The sequence below is a fragment of the Advenella sp. genome (assembly GCF_052108595.1).
Taxonomy (GTDB): Bacteria; Pseudomonadota; Gammaproteobacteria; order Burkholderiales; family Burkholderiaceae_B; genus Advenella.
Genome location: NZ_JBQEAU010000009.1, coordinates 1 through 17,630, shown reverse-complemented (window position 1 = coordinate 17,630; position 17,630 = coordinate 1). Strand labels below are relative to the sequence as shown.

Here is a 17,630-nt window from a genome sequence, read left to right as displayed (position 1 = left end):
GGGGCCTTTTGCATACCAACCTTATCAATAGGAAGCTTGTTCACCGGATTACAACTAGGAGGTTTGATGAGAGAAGCCGTTATTGTGTCCATTGCCCGAACGCCCATTGGAAAAGCCTTCAAAGGAGCGCTTAACAACATAAAATCACCCTCGCTGCTAGGCCATGCAATTCATCACGCGGTGCAACGCGCCAACATAGACCCATCCGAAATCGACGATGTACTTATAGGTACAGTGCTGGGCGCCGGTACGGCGGGTGGAAATATTGCTAGGTACGCCAGCTTAGCGGCGGGGCTGCCAGTTACTGTGCCTGGGCAAACAATGGACCGACAATGCGCGTCCGGTTTGATGGCTATTGCCGCCGCTGCCCGCCAGGTCACCCTGGAAGGTATGGACATAGTTGTCGCTGGTGGCCAAGACAACATTTCAGCCGTTCAAAACGACTATATGCCAAGGACGTTTCGCGACGCTGATACTGCAGTAATTAGCGCCGTTGAACACGCGTACATGCCCATGCTTCAAACGGCCGAATATGTGTCTGCCAAGTATGGCATTAGCAGGGAATACCAAGACGCTTATGCGCTGGAGTCCCAGCTACGCACCGCGGTGGCACAAAAAGCGGGCTTATTCGATGATGAAATTGTGCCAATAACTGCCAGCCAAGCAATCACCGACAAAGCCACAGGGGAAACTCACTATCAAAAGGTAACTCTCTCCCAAGATGAGGGCAATCGCCCTCAAACCACGATCGAGAGTCTTGCCGCGCTCAAGCCCGTCATAGATGGTGGCCTGGTAACTGCAGGCAACGCTAGCCAGCTGTCTGATGGCGCATCCGCATGTGTAGTTATGGATGCCGCCTTGGCCAAGCACCGTGGGCTAGCGCCACTGGGCGTATACCGTGGCATGGCAGTCGCTGGATGCGCACCTGAAGAAATGGGCATAGGCCCAATTTTTGCAGTTCCCAAGCTTCTAAAACAACATGGCCTAAGCGTAAAAGACATAGATCTGTGGGAAATCAACGAGGCTTTTGCCTGCCAAGTCCTTTATTGCCGCGATTATCTGGGCATAGACCCCAGCCTGTGCAACGTGAATGGCGGTGCTATTTCTATTGGCCATCCTTATGGCATGACGGGCGCAAGGCTCGTTGGTCATGCGCTACTTGAAGGCAAACGCCGAGGTGCACGCTATGTTGTCGTCACTATGTGCGTTGGCGGCGGCATGGGGGCGGCAGGTTTATTTGAAGTAAGCAGTAAAAAACAATAACAGCCAGGCTAATGATTAGCCACAAAAGGAGACCCGAATGGAGTTTTTTCTAATCTCTCTTCTGAATAGCCTTAGCTATGGACTGCTTTTGTTCATGCTGTCTTCAGGGCTAACGCTGATTTTCAGCATGATGGGGGTACTTAACTTTGCCCATGCCAGCTTTTATATGCTGGGTGCTTATTTGGCCTACACCATAAGCGGCGTGGCTGGATTTTGGGTGGCATTTGTCGTCGCCCCAATACTGGCAGGCTTGGGTGGCGTGCTGGTAGAGCGTTACGGTTTGCGTGCGGTGCACAAATATGGTCACGTGGCCGAGCTGCTATATACCTTCGGCATGTCGTATCTGATACTGGAAGCTGTGCAGCTGATATGGGGTCGGTCCTCTGTGCCTTATGGCATCCCAGAAATACTGCAAGGATCAATATTCACCATCTACACCACGTCATTTCCCAAATACCAGGCTTTTATGATGTTGATTGCCGTATTAACGCTTTTGACACTGTATCTAGTCCTGACCCGCACCAGGGTGGGCCTGATCATACAAGCCTCGCTTACTCACCCGGAAATGGTCGAGTCCTTAGGGCATAACGTGCCGCGCGTATTCATGTTGGTGTTTGGTGGCGGGTGTGCTCTGGCTGGCTTGGCCGGTGTCATTGGCGGTAATGCATTTGTTACCGAACCAAGCATGGCTGAAACCTTAGGAACGATTATTTTTGTGGTAGTCGTTGCTGGCGGTATGGGCTCGCTAATGGGTGCATTACTGGCATCGCTACTACTTGGCGTAATCCAAACCTTTGCTGTAGCCATCGACCTATCACTATTAGACGGCCTGTCGTCCATAGGCTTAGGTTTAGGTCCCGACGTATTTGGTCACTCTGTATTAAGCGTCACTGTATCGCAAGTCGCCCCCATATTGCCATATGCACTTCTAGTGTTGGTTTTAATATTTCGTCCACGTGGGTTGCTGGGCAAACGGGAGAATTAAGCTATGTCTACACATTCCTTGACTGCCAACCGGCCTAATAATCTGACGCCTAATCGGATGCCATTGATATGGTTAGGTTTCGCCATCGTCCTGGTAGTGGCGCCGCATATTTTTACTTCGTCTCTGGCTCTTTCCCATCTGACGCAAATTAGTACCATGATGGTGCTGGCGCTTTCATACAATGTATTGCTTGGCCAAAGTGGCATGCTGTCCTTTGGGCATGCCGCATTTTCTGGGCTGGGTGCCTTCATGTCGGTTCATGCCATGAATCTTGCCAGCGATGGCTCGATTTGGTTGCCGCTTCCATTGGTACCCATTGTCGGCGCAATCACCGGCCTGGCCGTTGCGACTCTGATAGGCTACGTCATTACGCGCACTTCTGGCGTGACATTTGCCATGATTACACTGGGCATAGGCCAGATGGTTTTTGCAAGCGCATTAATGTTTCCCGCATTTTTCGGTGGTGAGGGTGGCGTTTCCACCAACCGGGTATACGGGAACTATTTGTTCGATTGGGACTTCGGACCACAAATTCAAGTCTATTATCTGGCCGCTGCGTGGCTATTCATATGTGCGATGGCAACATTCTTTTTAACCAGAACCCCATTGGGACGCCTGCTAAACGGTGTGCGTGACAACGAAGAGCGCATCTCATTTATTGGGTTCGACCCACATTTGCTGCGCTACATGGCGCTGATGATATCTGGGTTATTTGCAGGCATAGGTGGCGCCTTGATGGCAATCAACTTCGAAATCGCCACAGACGAGATACTTAGCCTGCATGAGTCCGGCGCCGTATTGCTGTTCACATTCATTGGCGGCACAGGTACCTTCATAGGCCCCATGCTGGGCGCCCTTGTCGGGATCATGCTGACCAAATTCTTGCCAGACTACACAGCTGGCTGGCAAATATATTTGGGGCTCGTGTTTATGCTGGTGGTGGTTTATGCACCCGGGGGTATCAGCAGTCTTTTAAAGCCGGGCCTGGACGTTTTGCGTCAAACTCTAGCTCAACGGCAGTACCTATCGCTCCTGCGCCTGACGCTAAGCGCATTGCTGCTATTGGTTGGCGTCATTACCTTGATCGAACTTATGTATCACCGGGCTACGGGCACATCGGACCCCATGCCACTGTTTGGGCTGCTCCTAAACCACCAAAGCTTCGTGGCGTGGGCTGTTGGTGCTGTGATTTTGCTGGCTGGGATGCTAACCATCAAGCCTGCGGGGCGTGCATTACTTGAACGATTAGCCGTAGACAAACCCGAGCCTCAGGGGGACTGCAATGACAAACACCATTCTTGAACTAAAAGATGTGCGCAAACAGTTTGGCAAAACCGAGATAATCCGAGGGGTGGATCTGGCTGTAAATAGCGGTGAAAGGCTAGCCGTGATTGGACCTAACGGCGCCGGCAAATCCACCTTGTTCCATCTTATTTCTGGGCGCTTGCCTATTAGCTCTGGCCAGATATGGTTTGACGGTAAACAGATAGACGACCAAAATGCACAGCAAATATATCGAAGTGGGCTAAGCCGTAGTTTTCAGATTACTAACCTGTTTCATCGCCAGTCGGTCTACGAAAACATACTATCGGCTTGCATGTGGTCCAAGGGCTATCGCTATACGTTTTGGCAGCACATCAGTCAGCTCAGGCCGCTGCACGAACGCGCGCAGGAAGTGCTGGAGCTTATTGGGCTGGAGTCGCGGCGCGATATCGCCGTCAATTTGCTTACCTATGCCGAACAACGTACGCTGGAAATTGGCATCGCCGTCGCCGGCGGAAGCAGCACTATCTTGCTGGATGAACCAACCGCAGGCATGAGCCGTGGCGAAAGTGACGCAGCCATTGAACTGATTAAAACGGTCACCATCAACAAAACACTTTTAATGGTCGAACATGACATGGGGGTTGTGTTTGGGTTGGCTGATCGTGTTGCGGTGGTGGTGTACGGGCAGGTAATAGCCTGTGACACAACAGAATATATTCGTTCCAATGTCAGCGTACAAGAGGCTTATCTAGGCGTTTCAAAAGATCAGCAAAAAGAGGTGAAAGATGGCGTTACTTGAGATTTCAGGGCTACACGCCTATTACGGAAAAAGCCATGTGCTTCAAGGCGTTGATCTGCATGTAAACGCCGGCGAAATTGTCAGCCTGCTGGGTCGCAATGGTGTCGGTCGATCAACGACGATTAAGGCGGTGATGGGGTTGGTGCAGTCGGCCGGATCAGTAGTATTTGATGGCAAAGAAATCACCGGCATGCGAACCCACGAAATAGCGTTGCAAGGCTTGGGGTACGTACCGGAAACTCGCGATATTTTTCCATCTCTAACGGTAGAGCAAAATCTACTGCTCGGGCAGCAGCGTGGCAAGCGTTCGCAATGGAGCATGGAAGATATGTACAACATGTTCCCGCGCCTGAAAGAACGTAGAAATACATCCGCTGGGGTAATATCGGGCGGTGAGCAGCAAATGCTAACGCTGTGCCGGTCGTTAATTGGCGACCCTAAACTGATCATGATTGACGAGCCCACAGAAGGGCTTGCCCCACTAATTGTTGATCAAGTAGCCGAATACCTTGACGTACTTCGTCAGCGTGGCGTAGCAGTTTTGCTAGTAGAGCAAAAGCTGGCAATTGCACTCGATATTTCCCAAAGGCTTTATGTAATGGGCCACGGAACTATCGTTTTTGAAGGAGCCCCCGACGATCTGTCCAATGCACAGGAAGTGCGCAGAGACTGGCTGGAGGTTTAACGTTTGTACTTGTAACTAATACAGGAAGGAGACAAAATGAAGCAAAAAACACAACTCAAACTAAGCGCTATAGCACTAACGATAGGCCTATTTGCAGGTATGGCCCATGCTGACAACGTCAAGGTTGCGCTCATCGACCCATTATCCGGATCATTCGCGGCATTAGGCGAAAACCAGATGCGTACATGGCAGTATATTGGCGACATCGCCAACAAGGAAAAATGGGCCGGTGAGCACACACTAGAGTTCGTCGGTTTCGATAACAAAGCAGGTGTACAGGACAGCCTAAGCCAGCTTAAGCGAGCCATTGACCAAGGCTACCGTTATGTTGCTCAAGCGAATGGATCTGGGGTCGCATTTGGCTTGGTTGAGGCGATCAACAAACATAACGCGCGCAACCCTGGCAAGGAAGTCTTATTCATTAACCATGGTGCGATCGATCCAGAACTCACTAACAACAAATGCAGCTTCTGGCAGTTTAGTGTCGATTCTAATTCCGACATGAAAATGCAAGCTCTGGTTAACCACTTGGCCAAAAACCAAGAGGTTAAAAAAGTGTATGTGATTGGTCAAAACTATGCCTTTGGGCGCGCTGTCAGTAAGGCCGCCAAGGCAATGCTTGCTCAAAAGCGTCCCGATGTAGAAATTGTTGGCGATGACTTGCACCCAATTGGTGAAGTAAAGGACTTCGCACCTTACATAGCCAAAATCAAAGCATCTGGCGCTGACACCATCATTACAGGCAACTGGGGCTCTGACCTGGCACTGTTGATTAAGGCGGCACGTGCTTCTGGGCTTGAGGCAAACTTCTACACATACTACGCCGTGCTAAAAGGCTCGCCGACAGCCATGGGCGAAAGCGGTCTTGAGCGTGTCAAATACGTGGGTGTATGGAACGTTAATAACGAAAGCTATAAAGGCAGGGACCTGGTCGAAGGCTTTAAAGAAAAGCATAACGATGACCTGACCTGGCTGCAGGCTTATTCCGGTGTGGCGCTTCTTTCAAAGGCAATGAAAGAAACGGGTTCCACCAATCCAGTTGACGTGGCATTTGCCCTGGAAGACATGGAGCTCGATAGCCTTAATGGAAAAATCAAAATGCGCGCTTCTGACCATCAACTACAGCAGGCTTTGTATGTAGCAACATGGTCCAAAACCAATGACACTAATGTGCAGCTTGAGCAGGAAGGCACTGGCTTTGGTTGGCGCACAGAGGAAGTCATTCCGGCTGCCGAAGCGCAATTGCCCACCACTTGCGACATGAAACGACCAAAACGCTAATGCTATAGCGACACAACACGTTTGGGGCAGTCGCATCACCCCAGACGTGGGGTACCAAATCCACTTCCATAACTGCTATAAAATGGCTGGGAAAATAGCCAATGCCTGAACCACAAATTATGTGCCTCCGGCGGGGGTGCTCTCGCTTTACTAATAGTCGCAATAGCACTCTTTTTGCCAGCACCTTATTCGTATATTGGCTTTATTATTGCCATAATATTCTTTCTCTTGTTCAATTTATTAGCCAGAAAAATTTTATAAAACACAGGCAGCCATTTTCATTGTTGTAATTAATTTTAATTATTTTTCTGTCTCTTTCTATTAAAGAGACAGTGACCAGACCGCAACCCCCGGCAATCTAATCAGGTCGGAAAAAGATGAGCACCTTTTTAAAGGCTTCGGATTATCCGCAAACTCAATAGCGCAGATTTTTCCAGATCGCCAGGGTGGCTTCGGCATTATTGAGCGTGTAAAAATGAATGCCCGGCACGCCACCGTCAATCAGCTTCTGGCACAATTGTGTAACGACATCGGCGCCAAAGGCACGAATCGACGCCTTGTCATCACCAAATTGCGCCAGACGCAGGCGAATCCAGCGCGGCACTTCGGCACCGCACATTTGCGAAAAACGCAGCAACTGCGTATGGTTGGTAATGGGCATGATTCCGGGCACGATCGGAATTGTGACGCCACGCTGCACGGCACGATCGATAAAATCGAAATAGGCATCGGCATTGAAAAAATACTGCGTAATCGCACTGTTGGCGCCGGCATTGACCTTGGTCACAAAATTATTCAGATCATGCTCGGGGCTGTCGGCTTGCGGGTGCGTTTCCGGATAGGCGGCTACTTCGACATGAAACCAGTCACCCGAATGTTCACGAATAAGCCTGACCAGCTCGGACGCGTACGGCAACTCTGAATCATTGCCTCCCATGCCCGAGGGCAGATCGCCGCGCAACGCCACAATACGACGAATGTCTTTGGCCTTGTACTGATCCAGCAATTGAATCAGCGATGCTCTGCTGGCACCGATGCAGGAAAGGTGCGGGGCAGCCTCACAACCGAGTTGCGAGAACATGGAGACGGTCTCGGCCGTTCCATCCCGGGTAGAACCGCCTGCCCCGAAAGTCACACTTACATAACGAGGATGCATCGCCATCAACTGCTTGGCGGTGCCTACCAGTCGCTCGCGCGATGCCTGATCGCGCGGCGGGAAAAACTCCAGGCTGAATGCCTCGTCGGAAAAAGAACTCATAACGTTAATTCAGAATACTCAGCAAAATTGCAGAAATGATGGAATACAGCACGGCGCCAATGACGGCCGACCAGAAACCATCCACCTTGAAGCCATTGAATACCGATCCGGCCAGCCAGAACATCAGCACGTTAAGCACCAACAGGAAAAGCCCCAGCGTAACAACGGTAATTGGCAGGGTCAGAATGGCAAGAATGGGATAAACAACCGTATTGACCAGCCCCAGAATGACAGCTGCAATAAGCGCAGATACAAAGCTGGTTACAGTAATGCCAGGCAGAATATAGGCAACAATCATCAGGGCCAGCGCCTGCAGGACCCAGGTTAACAGCAATGTCATATTACTTCTCCTTTAAATTCCCTAATAGAACACCAACACCAAAAGAACACCAACACCAGAACAACGTGCGCCCTAAGCTCACGCTGCCATTGCGCCCCCGTCCAACTGCAATGCCTTACATGACAGTCGAACGGCAGCACAATGATCGAAAGTTGCCGCACTGCGGCATGCTCCTGCTGCCAATCCAAAAGCGAACTGCTGTCGGCAGGATCATCACATTTGCAGCAATCACATTTGTGATAATCGTGCGGGCCGACAGCAATCGCCGCGATTGATCAATAGCGATAATGATCGGGTTTGAATGGTCCCTGCGCAGGCACGCTGATGTAATCGGCCTGTTTCTGCGACAGCGTTGTGAGATTCACACCCAGTTTTTTCAGATGCAGGCGCGCCACCTTTTCATCGAGATGCTTGGGCAGCACATACACCTGGCCTTTATTGTACTGTTCGGTACGGGTAAACAATTCGATCTGCGCAATGGTCTGGTTGGTAAACGAGGCAGACATCACAAATGACGGATGGCCGGTAGCACAACCCAGATTGACCAGGCGTCCCTTGGCCAGCAGAATAATACGTTTGCCATCGGGGAAAATAATATGGTCAACCTGCGGCTTGATCTCTTCCCACTGCAAATCTTCGACGGCAGCCACATCAATCTCATTGTCAAAGTGACCAATGTTGCAAACGATGGCTTCGTTTTTCATGCGCTCCATATGATCGCGTGTAATCACATGGTAGTTGCCGGTAGCCGTGACAAAGATATCTGCCTTGTCCGCCGCTTCCTCCATGGTGACCACTTTGTAGCCTTCCATGGATGCCTGCAGGGCGCAGATCGGATCGATTTCGGTGACCCACACCTGGGCGCGCAGGGCCGATAGCGCCTGGGCGCAACCCTTGCCCACATCGCCAAAACCGGCCACAACCGCAATCTTGCCGGCGACCATCACGTCGGTCGCGCGCTTGATGCCGTCGACCAGCGATTCACGGCAGCCGTACAGGTTATCGAACTTGGATTTGGTCACGGAGTCGTTGACGTTGATGGCGGGAATATGCAATTCGCCCTTCTGTGCCATCTGGTACAGGCGGTGCACGCCGGTCGTGGTCTCTTCGGTCACGCCAATGATATTGGCCAGTCTTGTCGAGTACCAGGTGGCATCTTTGGCCAGGCGCTCGGCAATGGCGGCAAACAGCACGGTTTCCTCTTCGCTGCCCGGATTGTCCAGCACGGACATGTCTTTTTCCGCCTTGGCGCCCAGATGCAACAGGGTGGTGGCGTCGCCGCCATCATCCAGGATCATATTGGCCTGTTCACCCGGCCAGTCGAAAATGCGGTGTGTATATTCCCAGTAATCGGCCAGCGTTTCGCCCTTGATGGCAAATACCGGTACGCCACTGGCAGCAATGGCGGCGGCAGCGTGATCCTGGGTAGAGAAAATATTGCAGGAAGCCCAGCGCACCTCGGCGCCCAGCGCAGTGAGCGTTTCGATCAGCACACCGGTCTGGATGGTCATGTGCAGGCTGCCGGCAATGCGGGCGCCCTTGAGCGGTTGGGATTTGGCGAACTCTTCGCGCGTGGCCATCAGGCCCGGCATTTCGGTTTCGGCAATGGACAGTTCACGCCGGCCCCAGTCGGCCAGTGTAATATCGGCAATTTTATAATCAGCAGTCATAGTTTTCATCCTGAAACATACTGCGATGCCGACTGTGAGTTACGTCTCACCATAGACCAGCAACGCAGTATATGATGAGCGCGGTTCGTTACCTGATCGTATCCTGAGCCTGGCATGACGGGGAAGTCATGTCGCAACGCCCCTCAGGACACGACGATTATACCTTAAGCGATGGCTTTTTTCAGAACCGCCGCCTTGTCCAGCGCTTCCCAGCTGAACTCGGGCTCCGAGCGGCCAAAGTGCCCATAGGCGGCAGATTTGGTATAGATCGGACGCAGCAGATCCAGCATCTGCACAATACCGCGCGGACGCAGGTCAAAATGCTCGCGTACCAGTTTGGCAATCTCGTCGTCAGGGATGACGCCGGTGCCTTCCGTGTACACGGTGATATTGATGGGCTCGGCCACACCGATGGCGTAGCTGACCTGGATCTGGCACTGGCGCGCCAGGCCCGCAGCAACAATATTCTTGGCCACATAACGTGCCGCATAGGCAGCAGAACGGTCAACCTTGGAAGGATCCTTGCCTGAAAACGCGCCACCGCCGTGCGGGCAGGCACCGCCATAGGTATCGACAATGATCTTGCGTCCGGTCAGGCCGCAATCACCCTGAGGGCCGCCAATAATGAACTTGCCCGTCGGGTTGATCAGAAACTTGGTATCGGCCGTGATCAAGCCTTCGGCGAAAGTCGGCTTGATGATGTCTTCGATGACCGCTTCGCGGATCGCGTCCTGCGAGATCTCCGGGGCATGCTGGGTAGAGAGCACAACGGTATGGACCTCTACCGGCTTGCCATCGACATACCGGAACGTGACCTGGGATTTGGCATCGGGACGCAGCCAGGGCAGCCGGCCGTCCTTGCGCAATTCGCTCTGGCGCTGCACCAGACGGTGGGCATACCAGATGGGCGCAGGCATGAGATCCGGCGTTTCGTCGCATGCGAAACCAAACATCAGGCCCTGATCCCCAGCGCCCTGATTCAGAATATCTTCTTCGCTGCGATCAACACCCTGGGCAATGTCGGGAGACTGCTTGTCGTAGGCGACCAGTACTGCGCAGCCCTTGTAGTCAATACCATACTCGGTATTGTCATAGCCAATGCGCTTGATCGTATCGCGCGCGATCTGAATATAGTCGATGTTGGCTTTGGTGCTGATTTCTCCGGCCAAGACAACCAGGCCGGTATTGCACAGGGTTTCGGCGGCTACGCGGGACTGGGGGTCCTGCTCGAGCAGCGCATCAAGAATGGCGTCGGAAATCTGGTCAGCAACCTTGTCGGGGTGACCTTCGGAAACGGATTCGGAAGTAAAGAGAAAATCGTTGTGGGCCATGTTGCGTCCAATTAATAGTGTCAAAACAAAACCGACATTCTTAAAAAGAACGCGCAGCACCGAATGGGATTAATACTGGCGCGACGCTTTAGCGGAATGTATCTGAAAACGACCCCATGCCAAGCCTGGCATGTGCACCGTGTATTCAGCTGTCGCCCCGCAAGTTGTCGGTTAACTCAGCGACCGGAAATCATTTTATGACAATTTGACTGCGAAGGCCTGAAAAACCCTGACAGCAGTAGATAAAAGGCAACCTGGCGCGACATTCGCCATGTAGGAGCGCAAAAGTCGGCGGGCTGACCGACTGTCTTGGTAGAAAACGAGGCAGATACATACGATGCACCGGCAGACCGCAAGGGCATGGGTTTGCAGAAAATATCGCTGTGGCAGGGGCCAGGCGCCTTTGCCACAGCGCTGATAAACAGCCGACGGTAAAAGGCCCGACCGAAGCCGGGCCAATCTGATAAGGAGTTTACGATGAAGCAGATCGTATTTCTACTTATCCTGATCGTACTGATGCTGGTGTTGATGACACCCGCCTATTGATCAGGGACCGGTGCGGGAGGGTCCGCATCGGTTCAGGTGTTAATGTACAGAATTGTCCAGGATTTTGTCAATTGTGGAAAACCGATGGGTGCACTGTTCGTGCCTGTAAACCATCCAGGGTACGCCGCCCTCCAGGACGTGCATTTGAACACACTGTCGCCAACTGCCGGCGGCATGCCGGGCCGACATAACCTGGCGCCTGACACCCTCACCCCTTCAAAGTGGCGCAGCCGTAATGATAGCGTCAGGCCAGCTATCCTGCATTGATAAATTTCATGAGCAGCAGCTTTTCACACCCGCATTCTTTGACTGCTTCATCCAGCGCATTTTCGTAATCGACTCGCGCGCCATCCAGATGCGCCCGCCCTTTATCGGTGATCACTGTATAAACCCCTCGTTTGTCGTCCGGGCACAGATCGCGAATGGTAAACCCGACGCGTTCCAGACGCTCAGCCATCCGCGAAACCGAACTCTGGTTCAGGCGCAGATGCGACGCAAGCTCCTGCATGCGCAATTCGGCGTTGGGCGAACGCGCCAATACCTCAAGTGCACGATACTCTGAAAGACCAAGCCCATGCTTTGCCTGCAGCACCGCGCCAAGCCTGGCCTCGACATTGGCGATCACCTGAATCAGCTTAAGCCATGTATCACTTTTCTTTGACATCGAAGTTCACCACGTCCTTAATCGTTCAGCAAAATATCTTATCATATGCATGTCCATGCAAAATCAAGCCGAGGCAGACCGGGCGCGAAACGCCAGAAACGGCTGCAAACCTTCGGGCACAGGCAGTTTTCGGACCACGGGCGAATGCCAGTCAATGGGATCGCTGGCCAAAACCGTGTAGCTGCCACGATAGTCAAAGCCATTGGCTGCCGCTTCGTCCCGATCAACAGCAAAGCATATCTGCGTGATACCCGCATAGAGTGCACTCATATAACACATCGCACAAGGCTCTCCTGAAGCCAAAAGCGTTGCCCCGTGCAAACGGCCAATACCGTGGGCACGGCATGCATCCCGTATGGCCTGAACCTCGGCATGCGCGGTCGGATCACGACACTCGCATACGCGATTGACCCCGCGCCCCAGGACTGTGCCACCGCCATCGACCACAAATGCGGCAAATGGAATACCACCTTGATGGACATGTTCCATGGAGAAGGCGACGACCTCCTGCATAAGCGGCGGCAGACGTTTCGCAAGATCAACGGCCATCGGAGCCACCCGCGTTCTTGCCTCTTTTACCGCATGAGAAACCGAAGCTGTCATTGGATAAAAAGATCATTTTTTCCTCCTGGATATACCTGTCGGTATTTTTCAGCACCGCAACAAACCTCTGCTCAGAATGGCTCGCTGCTTTGCTCTGCCTGCAGTTTGACGCTATCGGCCAGTTTGAGCCAGACGACCCCTGCGATGATAACGACCAGCCAAAATACCTGCACCGCCGTCAGTGGCTGATCAAGCAGGACGCTGCCAAAAGCAGCCGCGCCGACCGCGCCAATACCCGCCCAGACTGCGTAGCCGATCCCCACGTCAATCGTCCTCAGGGCGGCGCTGAGAAAATACAGCGTGAGCAAAAAGAAAACGATGGCGGCAAGCGACCAGCTCAACACGGTAAAGGCTTGACTCCCACCAACACTGAGCGCATAACCGATTTCGAACGCACCGGCCAGCAGCAACATCATCCACGCCTGCCCACTACCCGGATTTTTTTTGTTTGTTGTCAACATATCTATTTCCTTCAAAGTTATATAAATTAAATTAACCAATATCTGTCAATGACTGCCAACGCCTTACGCCGCACCACTGAGCTGCAAACCGACAACGCCTCCGATGACCAAAACAATCCCGAGGACCTTGTTCCAGTTCAGTCGCTGCCCAAAGAACAGTGCGCCCAGAATAACGATGCCTACGCCTGCGACCGAGGTCCAGATTGCGTAGCCAATGCCCACATCGAAGGTCAGCAGCGCAAGGCTGAGAAAATAAGTGGCAATAACTCCGCTGACAAGGGTGGCGATCGTCCACCCTGCCCGGGTGAATCCCTTGGCATTGCCTGCCGATATTGCGACCGCGACCTCAAAGACCACGGCGATTCCAAGATATAACCAGCTCATCATATTTCCTTTATAAAGTGTTCAACAGTTTGCTTTCATGCAAGGCAATGGAGATCATCAGATTTCATTTATTTATTGTTTGCATGTGCATGCATATTATAAGAAACAAAGATGCGCGTCAATATATTTGTTTGCGCATGCATATATAGTGTTTTTTGCCAGTGTACCCGTCTTGCTCGTCAAGGCAACCGCCTGGACCATGCCATCCTTTTCTCCATTACAATCGAAAAAATTCAGGATCGCACCCGTCTGCCGGCAATGCCGCCAGGCCGGCAGCCAGCGACGTGCTTGTCACGGCGCACTGCCAGCACATATTGTCAGCACGCATTTCGCTCATCTTCAAACATTATGAAATCCGCATTACTCGTTTTTCTTTTCCGCACCATCAATCTATTACCGGACCGCCTGCGTCTGGGCCTGGGCAGTATCTGCGCTACCTTGATGCGCACGCTGATGAAGCGCCGCCGCTTCATCGTGAGCACCAATCTCCAATTGTGTTTCCCCGAGGCTACGCCAGCTCAGCGCCAGCGCTGGTTGCGGGAACATTTTCGTGCCCTGGCCCAGACCATGATTGATCGCGCTGTGCTATGGTACGGCTCGGAAGATAAAATCCGCCGCATGGTGCACCTTAGCGGTTATGAACACATCCAGAACAGCATCGACTCCTCCCGACCCACATTGATGTTCGCCCCGCACTTTGTCGGGCTGGACGCCGCAGCCACTATTTTGTCCATGCATCTGGTCAAATCGGCCACCATGTACACGCCTGCATCCGATCCGCAGGTTGATGCCCTGATGATCAAAGGACGCGGTCGCTTCAATAAAGTGACCCAGATCCCTCGCAAGGAGGGCATTCGCGGTCTCATCCGGCAACTGCGCCAGGGCACGCCGGTGTATTACCTGCCGGACATGGACTTTGGCCGCGAAGGCGCCCTCTTTGTGCCTTTCTTTGGCGTACCGGCAGCGACCCTGCCGGCAACCGCCCAAATTGCCCGGACCTGGAAGGCCGACGTGATTCCCATCGTGACCCGCTGGGACAGCGCCACCGGTCACTATCACACCCGGGTGCTACCTGCCTTTGACGATTTTCCAGGCCAGATGAGCCTGGAGCAGGCCACGCTTTTCGGCAACCAACAGCTGCAAGAGTGGGTGCGCGCCGATCCGCCCCAGTATTATTGGGTGCATCGGCGCTTCAAAACCCGCCCCGAAGGGGAAAAGAAATTTTATTGATTGCGCATGGTCATGGTGCTGCCGTGCAGGATCGGCGATAATAATGTCCAATAATCAGCGGTTCAATCAGGAAAACGTTCAATGATCTGGTCTTTCTCGAAAATGCACGGCGCCGGCAACGACTTTGTTGTGCTCGATGGCGTACGTCAGTCCATCGACATGACGCCCGAGCGTGCTCGCGCGCTGGCGCACCGGCAATTTGGCATCGGCGCAGACCAGATCCTGCTGGTCGAAGCGCCAAGCCACCCCGAGGCCGATTTCCGATACCGCATTTTCAATGCCGATGGCACTGAAGTAGAGCATTGCGGCAACGGCGCTCGCTGCTTTGTCCGCTTTGTGCACGAACAGAAACTGTCTTCGCGCAATCCGCTGAAGGCCGAAATTGCAACCGGCCTGATCACGCTCGAAGAAGCCGATGACACAACGGTCACGGTCAATATGGGACAAACCCGCTTTGAACCCGAGGCTGTCGCATTTGACACAAGCGATCTGCCAAGCACGCGCGATCATGACGACACGCTATGGTCGTTGCCGCTGAGCAATGGCGATACCGTCACGCTCTCGCTGGTTGCCATTTCCAACCCGCATGCCGTGCAGATCGTAGATGATGTCGCCAGCGCACCGGTCGCCGTGCAAGGCCCGCTGATCGAAGGGCACCCGCGCTTTGGCAATCGCGTCAATGCCGGGTTTATGCAAATCGTGGACCCGCATACGATCAACTTGCGGGTTTATGAACGCGGGGCTGGTGAAACGCTGGCCTGCGGGACCGGCGCCTGCGCCGCCGTGGTCGCGGGTATCCGGCGCGGGCGCCTGCAATCGCCGGTGACCGTCCATACGCGCGGCGGCGACCTGAACATCGCCTGGGACGGCACGCAAATTACCATGCGCGGCCCGGCCGTGACGGTATTTTCAAGTGAAATAAACATTGATCGCCTGGTTGCGCAGTATCGCAACAGCACTGCTTTATAAAGGAACGTACTCATGTCTGAAGCTGCCACACTGACAGCAGAAACCGTCGCACAATTTCTGCAGGACAACCCTGCTTTTTTTGATGAGCACGCCGATATTTTTTCGTCTCTGAAGGTACCCCACCCTCATGCACGCAACACACTGTCATTGGGTGAACGCCAGATTCTGACGCTGCGCACGCGCAACAAGGAACTGGAGTGGAAGCTGTCTGAGCTGCTGCACAATGCCAATTCCAACGAAACCATCAGCGATCATGTCACGCTCTGGTGTACGCATATGCTGGCCGAGCAGGATCCGCAGAGACTGCCGCAACGCGTAGTTGACGGGCTGCGCCAGGAATTCGATATGCTGGAAGTCGCCCTGCGCCTGTGGAATCTTCCAGCCCTCAAAGACGAGCGTTTCCAGGGCTCCGACGATATGCTCCAGGCCTTTGTGGCCGGGCTGCAAAAGCCTTATTGTGGCCAGGAAGGCTATCTGCCGGCGCACGGCTGGTTCGACAGCAAGCCCGGCTCAGTCGCCATGGTGCCGTTAACGCATGAGGGGCGCACGATTGGCGTGCTGGCCTTCGCCGCAGAAGGGTCCGAGCACTTCAAGCCGGACATGGGCACGACATTTCTTGAAATTCTCGGCAAGCTGGCCAGCGCCTGCTTAAGCCGCCTGAATTACACAGCCTGACACCTGCCACACCGTCTTTCGGCCAGGTGCAGCAGTACCTATGGGAAGCGCCATGACACGCATTCTGCCCGATTCAATGGAAAAATGGCTGGCCTATCTGCAGACCAACCAGCGGTATGCCAGCCACACGCTGTCGGCCTATCGGCGTGATCTGGTGCTGTTGCTGGGTTTCTACCCGGACATCCCCGCCGAGAATCTGAGCAATGCGCAGATCCGACACGCCATCGCACGGCTACATGCCCAGGATTACAGCCCGCGCAGCCTGGCGCGGATTCTGTCGGCCTGGCGCGGCTTTTATCAATGGTGGATTCCCCAGACCACGGTCAAAGTCAATCCTGCCCTGGATGTAAAGACGCCCAAGATCGCCCGCTCGCTTCCCAAGGCGCTATCGGTGGAGCAAACCCAGGCGCTGCTGGACCATCCGACCGTGGCCACCGGCACGGAACCGGCCGACCTGCGCGATCAGGCCATGTTCGAAGTACTCTATTCCAGCGGCTTGCGTCTGGCCGAACTGGTCAGCCTGGACATTCATTACACCCGCAAGGACGGCTATGAATCGGTCAGCTGGCTCAACCTGGATGAAGGCGAGGTCACGGTCACCGGCAAAGGCGGTAAAACGCGCAGCGTGCCGTTGGGCCGCACCGCCATCGGCGCCCTGACGCAATGGCTGACCGTCAGGCATAAATTGCTGCCGCCAGGTAGCACGACAGACGATCAGTCCGCCGTATTTCTGGGCGCTCGCGGTCGCCGCATTGCCCCGCGGGTGGTTCAATTGCAACTGAAAAAACTGAGCATGCGCAGCGGCATTCCCGCGCAGGTTCATCCTCACGTACTGCGTCACAGTTTTGCCAGCCACGTCCTGCAATCGGCGCAGGACCTGCGTGCGGTGCAGGAAATGCTGGGGCACGCCAATATTGCCACCACGCAAATTTATACCAGGCTGGATTTTCAGCATCTGGCCCAGGTGTACGACAAGGCGCATCCCCGTGCCAAAATGGACGAAACCGATAAGGAGAAATAAGGATTTTGTACTAGCGGCCAGATCGCAGCAGGCCGTGCTGATTGCCAAATAGCATTGACAGGATGTACAAGGCGCCCGCTGACAGAATGATGGCGCTGGAAGCCGGCAGACCGAAGTGATAGGACAGCACCAGGCCGATATAAGAGGCCACAACGCCCAGACACACCGCCAGGACCAGTTGCCGCCCCAGCGTACGCCC

20 protein-coding genes and 1 riboswitch are annotated in these 17,630 nt (G+C 53.7%); of the genes, 11 read left to right on the top strand and 9 right to left on the bottom strand.

The annotated features are described in order from the left end of the window. Positions 1-66 precede the first annotated feature (66 nt). The 6 genes from ACTIKR_RS02815 to ACTIKR_RS02790 are packed head-to-tail and all read left to right on the top strand — an operon-like array spanning position 67 to position 6,279. The gene (locus tag ACTIKR_RS02815) at positions 67-1,263 is read left to right on the top strand and encodes an acetyl-CoA C-acyltransferase (protein ID WP_442327098.1); all 1,197 of its coding nucleotides are present in this window, start codon (positions 67-69) and stop codon (positions 1,261-1,263) included. Between the two features lie 37 nt (positions 1,264-1,300). Beyond that, entirely contained in the window at positions 1,301-2,248 is a 948-nt protein-coding gene (locus tag ACTIKR_RS02810; RefSeq protein WP_193090236.1) for a branched-chain amino acid ABC transporter permease, read from the top strand. A gap of 3 nt (positions 2,249-2,251) precedes the next feature. Further along, a complete protein-coding gene (locus ACTIKR_RS02805) occupies positions 2,252-3,550 on the top strand; it encodes a branched-chain amino acid ABC transporter permease (protein ID WP_442327096.1) in 1,299 nt (432 codons plus the stop codon). Next, entirely contained in the window at positions 3,531-4,313 is a 783-nt protein-coding gene (locus ACTIKR_RS02800) for an ABC transporter ATP-binding protein (protein ID WP_442327095.1), read from the top strand. The genes ACTIKR_RS02805 and ACTIKR_RS02800 overlap by 20 nt, the downstream gene beginning before the upstream one ends. Then, positions 4,300-4,998, top strand: coding sequence for an ABC transporter ATP-binding protein (locus tag ACTIKR_RS02795; RefSeq protein ID WP_193090233.1), 699 nt, complete (start codon positions 4,300-4,302; stop codon positions 4,996-4,998). Before ACTIKR_RS02800 ends, ACTIKR_RS02795 begins: the two co-directional genes overlap by 14 nt. Before the next feature lie 36 nt (positions 4,999-5,034). After that, positions 5,035-6,279, top strand: a complete 1,245-nt coding sequence (locus ACTIKR_RS02790) for a branched-chain amino acid ABC transporter substrate-binding protein (protein ID WP_442327094.1) — start codon at positions 5,035-5,037, stop codon at positions 6,277-6,279. 415 nt (positions 6,280-6,694) lie between these two features. Here the strand turns inward: ACTIKR_RS02790 and metF are convergent, their stop codons facing one another. Both metF and ACTIKR_RS02780 read right to left on the bottom strand, forming a co-directional pair. Continuing rightward, positions 6,695-7,537, bottom strand: a complete 843-nt coding sequence (gene metF, locus ACTIKR_RS02785; RefSeq protein ID WP_193090231.1) for a methylenetetrahydrofolate reductase [NAD(P)H] — start codon at positions 7,535-7,537, stop codon at positions 6,695-6,697. Between the two features lie 4 nt (positions 7,538-7,541). Further along, positions 7,542-7,877, bottom strand: coding sequence for a phage holin family protein (locus tag ACTIKR_RS02780; protein ID WP_193090230.1), 336 nt, complete (start codon positions 7,875-7,877; stop codon positions 7,542-7,544). Between ACTIKR_RS02780 and ACTIKR_RS02775 the strand changes: the two genes are divergently transcribed. Further along, positions 7,871-8,152: a hypothetical protein gene (locus tag ACTIKR_RS02775; protein WP_442327093.1), complete on the top strand. Its 282-nt coding sequence runs from the start codon at positions 7,871-7,873 to the stop codon at positions 8,150-8,152. The two genes, ACTIKR_RS02780 and ACTIKR_RS02775, sit on opposite strands and share 7 nt — an antisense overlap. Here ACTIKR_RS02775 and ahcY read toward each other — a convergent pair whose 3' ends face one another. The 6 genes from ahcY to ACTIKR_RS02745 all read right to left on the bottom strand — a co-directional run bounded on the left by ahcY (position 8,153) and on the right by ACTIKR_RS02745 (position 13,539). Continuing rightward, positions 8,153-9,547 carry an adenosylhomocysteinase gene (gene ahcY / locus ACTIKR_RS02770; RefSeq protein WP_442327092.1) on the bottom strand — a complete coding sequence of 465 codons (1,395 nt, stop codon included), beginning with the start codon at positions 9,545-9,547 and terminating at the stop codon, positions 8,153-8,155. It lies immediately after the preceding gene. A gap of 69 nt (positions 9,548-9,616) precedes the next feature. Continuing rightward, a riboswitch (S-adenosyl-L-homocysteine riboswitch) is annotated at positions 9,617-9,698 on the bottom strand. Positions 9,699-9,711: 13 nt separating this feature from the next. Beyond that, the gene (gene metK, locus ACTIKR_RS02765; protein ID WP_442327091.1) at positions 9,712-10,878 is read right to left on the bottom strand and encodes a methionine adenosyltransferase; all 1,167 of its coding nucleotides are present in this window, start codon (positions 10,876-10,878) and stop codon (positions 9,712-9,714) included. A gap of 799 nt (positions 10,879-11,677) precedes the next feature. Next, positions 11,678-12,088 carry a MarR family winged helix-turn-helix transcriptional regulator gene (locus ACTIKR_RS02760; protein WP_193090226.1) on the bottom strand — a complete coding sequence of 137 codons (411 nt, stop codon included), beginning with the start codon at positions 12,086-12,088 and terminating at the stop codon, positions 11,678-11,680. 63 nt (positions 12,089-12,151) lie between these two features. After that, complete coding sequence (locus ACTIKR_RS02755; RefSeq protein WP_226817277.1) at positions 12,152-12,691, bottom strand: nucleoside deaminase; 540 nt, start codon at positions 12,689-12,691, stop codon at positions 12,152-12,154. Positions 12,692-12,762: 71 nt separating this feature from the next. After that, positions 12,763-13,152, bottom strand: coding sequence for a DMT family transporter (locus ACTIKR_RS02750; protein WP_193090225.1), 390 nt, complete (start codon positions 13,150-13,152; stop codon positions 12,763-12,765). 63 nt (positions 13,153-13,215) lie between these two features. After that, complete coding sequence (locus tag ACTIKR_RS02745; protein WP_442327090.1) at positions 13,216-13,539, bottom strand: DMT family transporter; 324 nt, start codon at positions 13,537-13,539, stop codon at positions 13,216-13,218. 345 nt (positions 13,540-13,884) lie between these two features. Here ACTIKR_RS02745 and ACTIKR_RS02740 point away from each other — a divergent pair, with 345 nt between their 5' ends. The 4 genes from ACTIKR_RS02740 to xerC all read left to right on the top strand — a co-directional run bounded on the left by ACTIKR_RS02740 (position 13,885) and on the right by xerC (position 17,431). Continuing rightward, positions 13,885-14,766: a lysophospholipid acyltransferase family protein gene (locus tag ACTIKR_RS02740; protein ID WP_193090223.1), complete on the top strand. Its 882-nt coding sequence runs from the start codon at positions 13,885-13,887 to the stop codon at positions 14,764-14,766. Positions 14,767-14,847: 81 nt separating this feature from the next. Continuing rightward, positions 14,848-15,735: a diaminopimelate epimerase gene (dapF, locus tag ACTIKR_RS02735; RefSeq protein WP_193090222.1), complete on the top strand. Its 888-nt coding sequence runs from the start codon at positions 14,848-14,850 to the stop codon at positions 15,733-15,735. Positions 15,736-15,747: 12 nt separating this feature from the next. Then, the gene (locus tag ACTIKR_RS02730) at positions 15,748-16,410 is read left to right on the top strand and encodes a DUF484 family protein (RefSeq protein WP_442327089.1); all 663 of its coding nucleotides are present in this window, start codon (positions 15,748-15,750) and stop codon (positions 16,408-16,410) included. A 52-nt stretch (positions 16,411-16,462) separates the two neighbouring features. Next, positions 16,463-17,431, top strand: coding sequence for a tyrosine recombinase XerC (xerC, locus tag ACTIKR_RS02725; RefSeq protein WP_226817276.1), 969 nt, complete (start codon positions 16,463-16,465; stop codon positions 17,429-17,431). Between the two features lie 10 nt (positions 17,432-17,441). Here the strand turns inward: xerC and ACTIKR_RS02720 are convergent. Further along, positions 17,442-17,630 (bottom strand): metal ABC transporter permease (locus tag ACTIKR_RS02720; protein ID WP_442327088.1); only part of this gene is annotated, 189 nt, incomplete at its 5' end.

Coding starts and splice junctions, on each gene's coding strand:
- ACTIKR_RS02810 (WP_193090236.1), top strand. CDS start 1,301: ATGGAGTTTTTTCTAATCTCTCTTCTGAATAGCCTTAGCTATGGACTG.
- ACTIKR_RS02755 (WP_226817277.1), bottom strand. CDS start 12,691: ATGACAGCTTCGGTTTCTCATGCGGTAAAAGAGGCAAGAACGCGGGTG.
- metF (WP_193090231.1), bottom strand. CDS start 7,537: ATGAGTTCTTTTTCCGACGAGGCATTCAGCCTGGAGTTTTTCCCGCCG.
- ACTIKR_RS02745 (WP_442327090.1), bottom strand. CDS start 13,539: ATGATGAGCTGGTTATATCTTGGAATCGCCGTGGTCTTTGAGGTCGCG.
- metK (WP_442327091.1), bottom strand. CDS start 10,878: ATGGCCCACAACGATTTTCTCTTTACTTCCGAATCCGTTTCCGAAGGT.
- ACTIKR_RS02760 (WP_193090226.1), bottom strand. CDS start 12,088: ATGTCAAAGAAAAGTGATACATGGCTTAAGCTGATTCAGGTGATCGCC.
- ACTIKR_RS02780 (WP_193090230.1), bottom strand. CDS start 7,877: ATGACATTGCTGTTAACCTGGGTCCTGCAGGCGCTGGCCCTGATGATT.
- ahcY (WP_442327092.1), bottom strand. CDS start 9,547: ATGACTGCTGATTATAAAATTGCCGATATTACACTGGCCGACTGGGGC.
- ACTIKR_RS02805 (WP_442327096.1), top strand. CDS start 2,252: ATGTCTACACATTCCTTGACTGCCAACCGGCCTAATAATCTGACGCCT.
- ACTIKR_RS02795 (WP_193090233.1), top strand. CDS start 4,300: ATGGCGTTACTTGAGATTTCAGGGCTACACGCCTATTACGGAAAAAGC.
- ACTIKR_RS02815 (WP_442327098.1), top strand. CDS start 67: ATGAGAGAAGCCGTTATTGTGTCCATTGCCCGAACGCCCATTGGAAAA.
- ACTIKR_RS02740 (WP_193090223.1), top strand. CDS start 13,885: ATGAAATCCGCATTACTCGTTTTTCTTTTCCGCACCATCAATCTATTA.
- ACTIKR_RS02730 (WP_442327089.1), top strand. CDS start 15,748: ATGTCTGAAGCTGCCACACTGACAGCAGAAACCGTCGCACAATTTCTG.
- dapF (WP_193090222.1), top strand. CDS start 14,848: ATGATCTGGTCTTTCTCGAAAATGCACGGCGCCGGCAACGACTTTGTT.
- ACTIKR_RS02790 (WP_442327094.1), top strand. CDS start 5,035: ATGAAGCAAAAAACACAACTCAAACTAAGCGCTATAGCACTAACGATA.
- ACTIKR_RS02750 (WP_193090225.1), bottom strand. CDS start 13,152: ATGTTGACAACAAACAAAAAAAATCCGGGTAGTGGGCAGGCGTGGATG.
- ACTIKR_RS02775 (WP_442327093.1), top strand. CDS start 7,871: ATGTCATATTACTTCTCCTTTAAATTCCCTAATAGAACACCAACACCA.
- xerC (WP_226817276.1), top strand. CDS start 16,463: ATGACACGCATTCTGCCCGATTCAATGGAAAAATGGCTGGCCTATCTG.
- ACTIKR_RS02800 (WP_442327095.1), top strand. CDS start 3,531: ATGACAAACACCATTCTTGAACTAAAAGATGTGCGCAAACAGTTTGGC.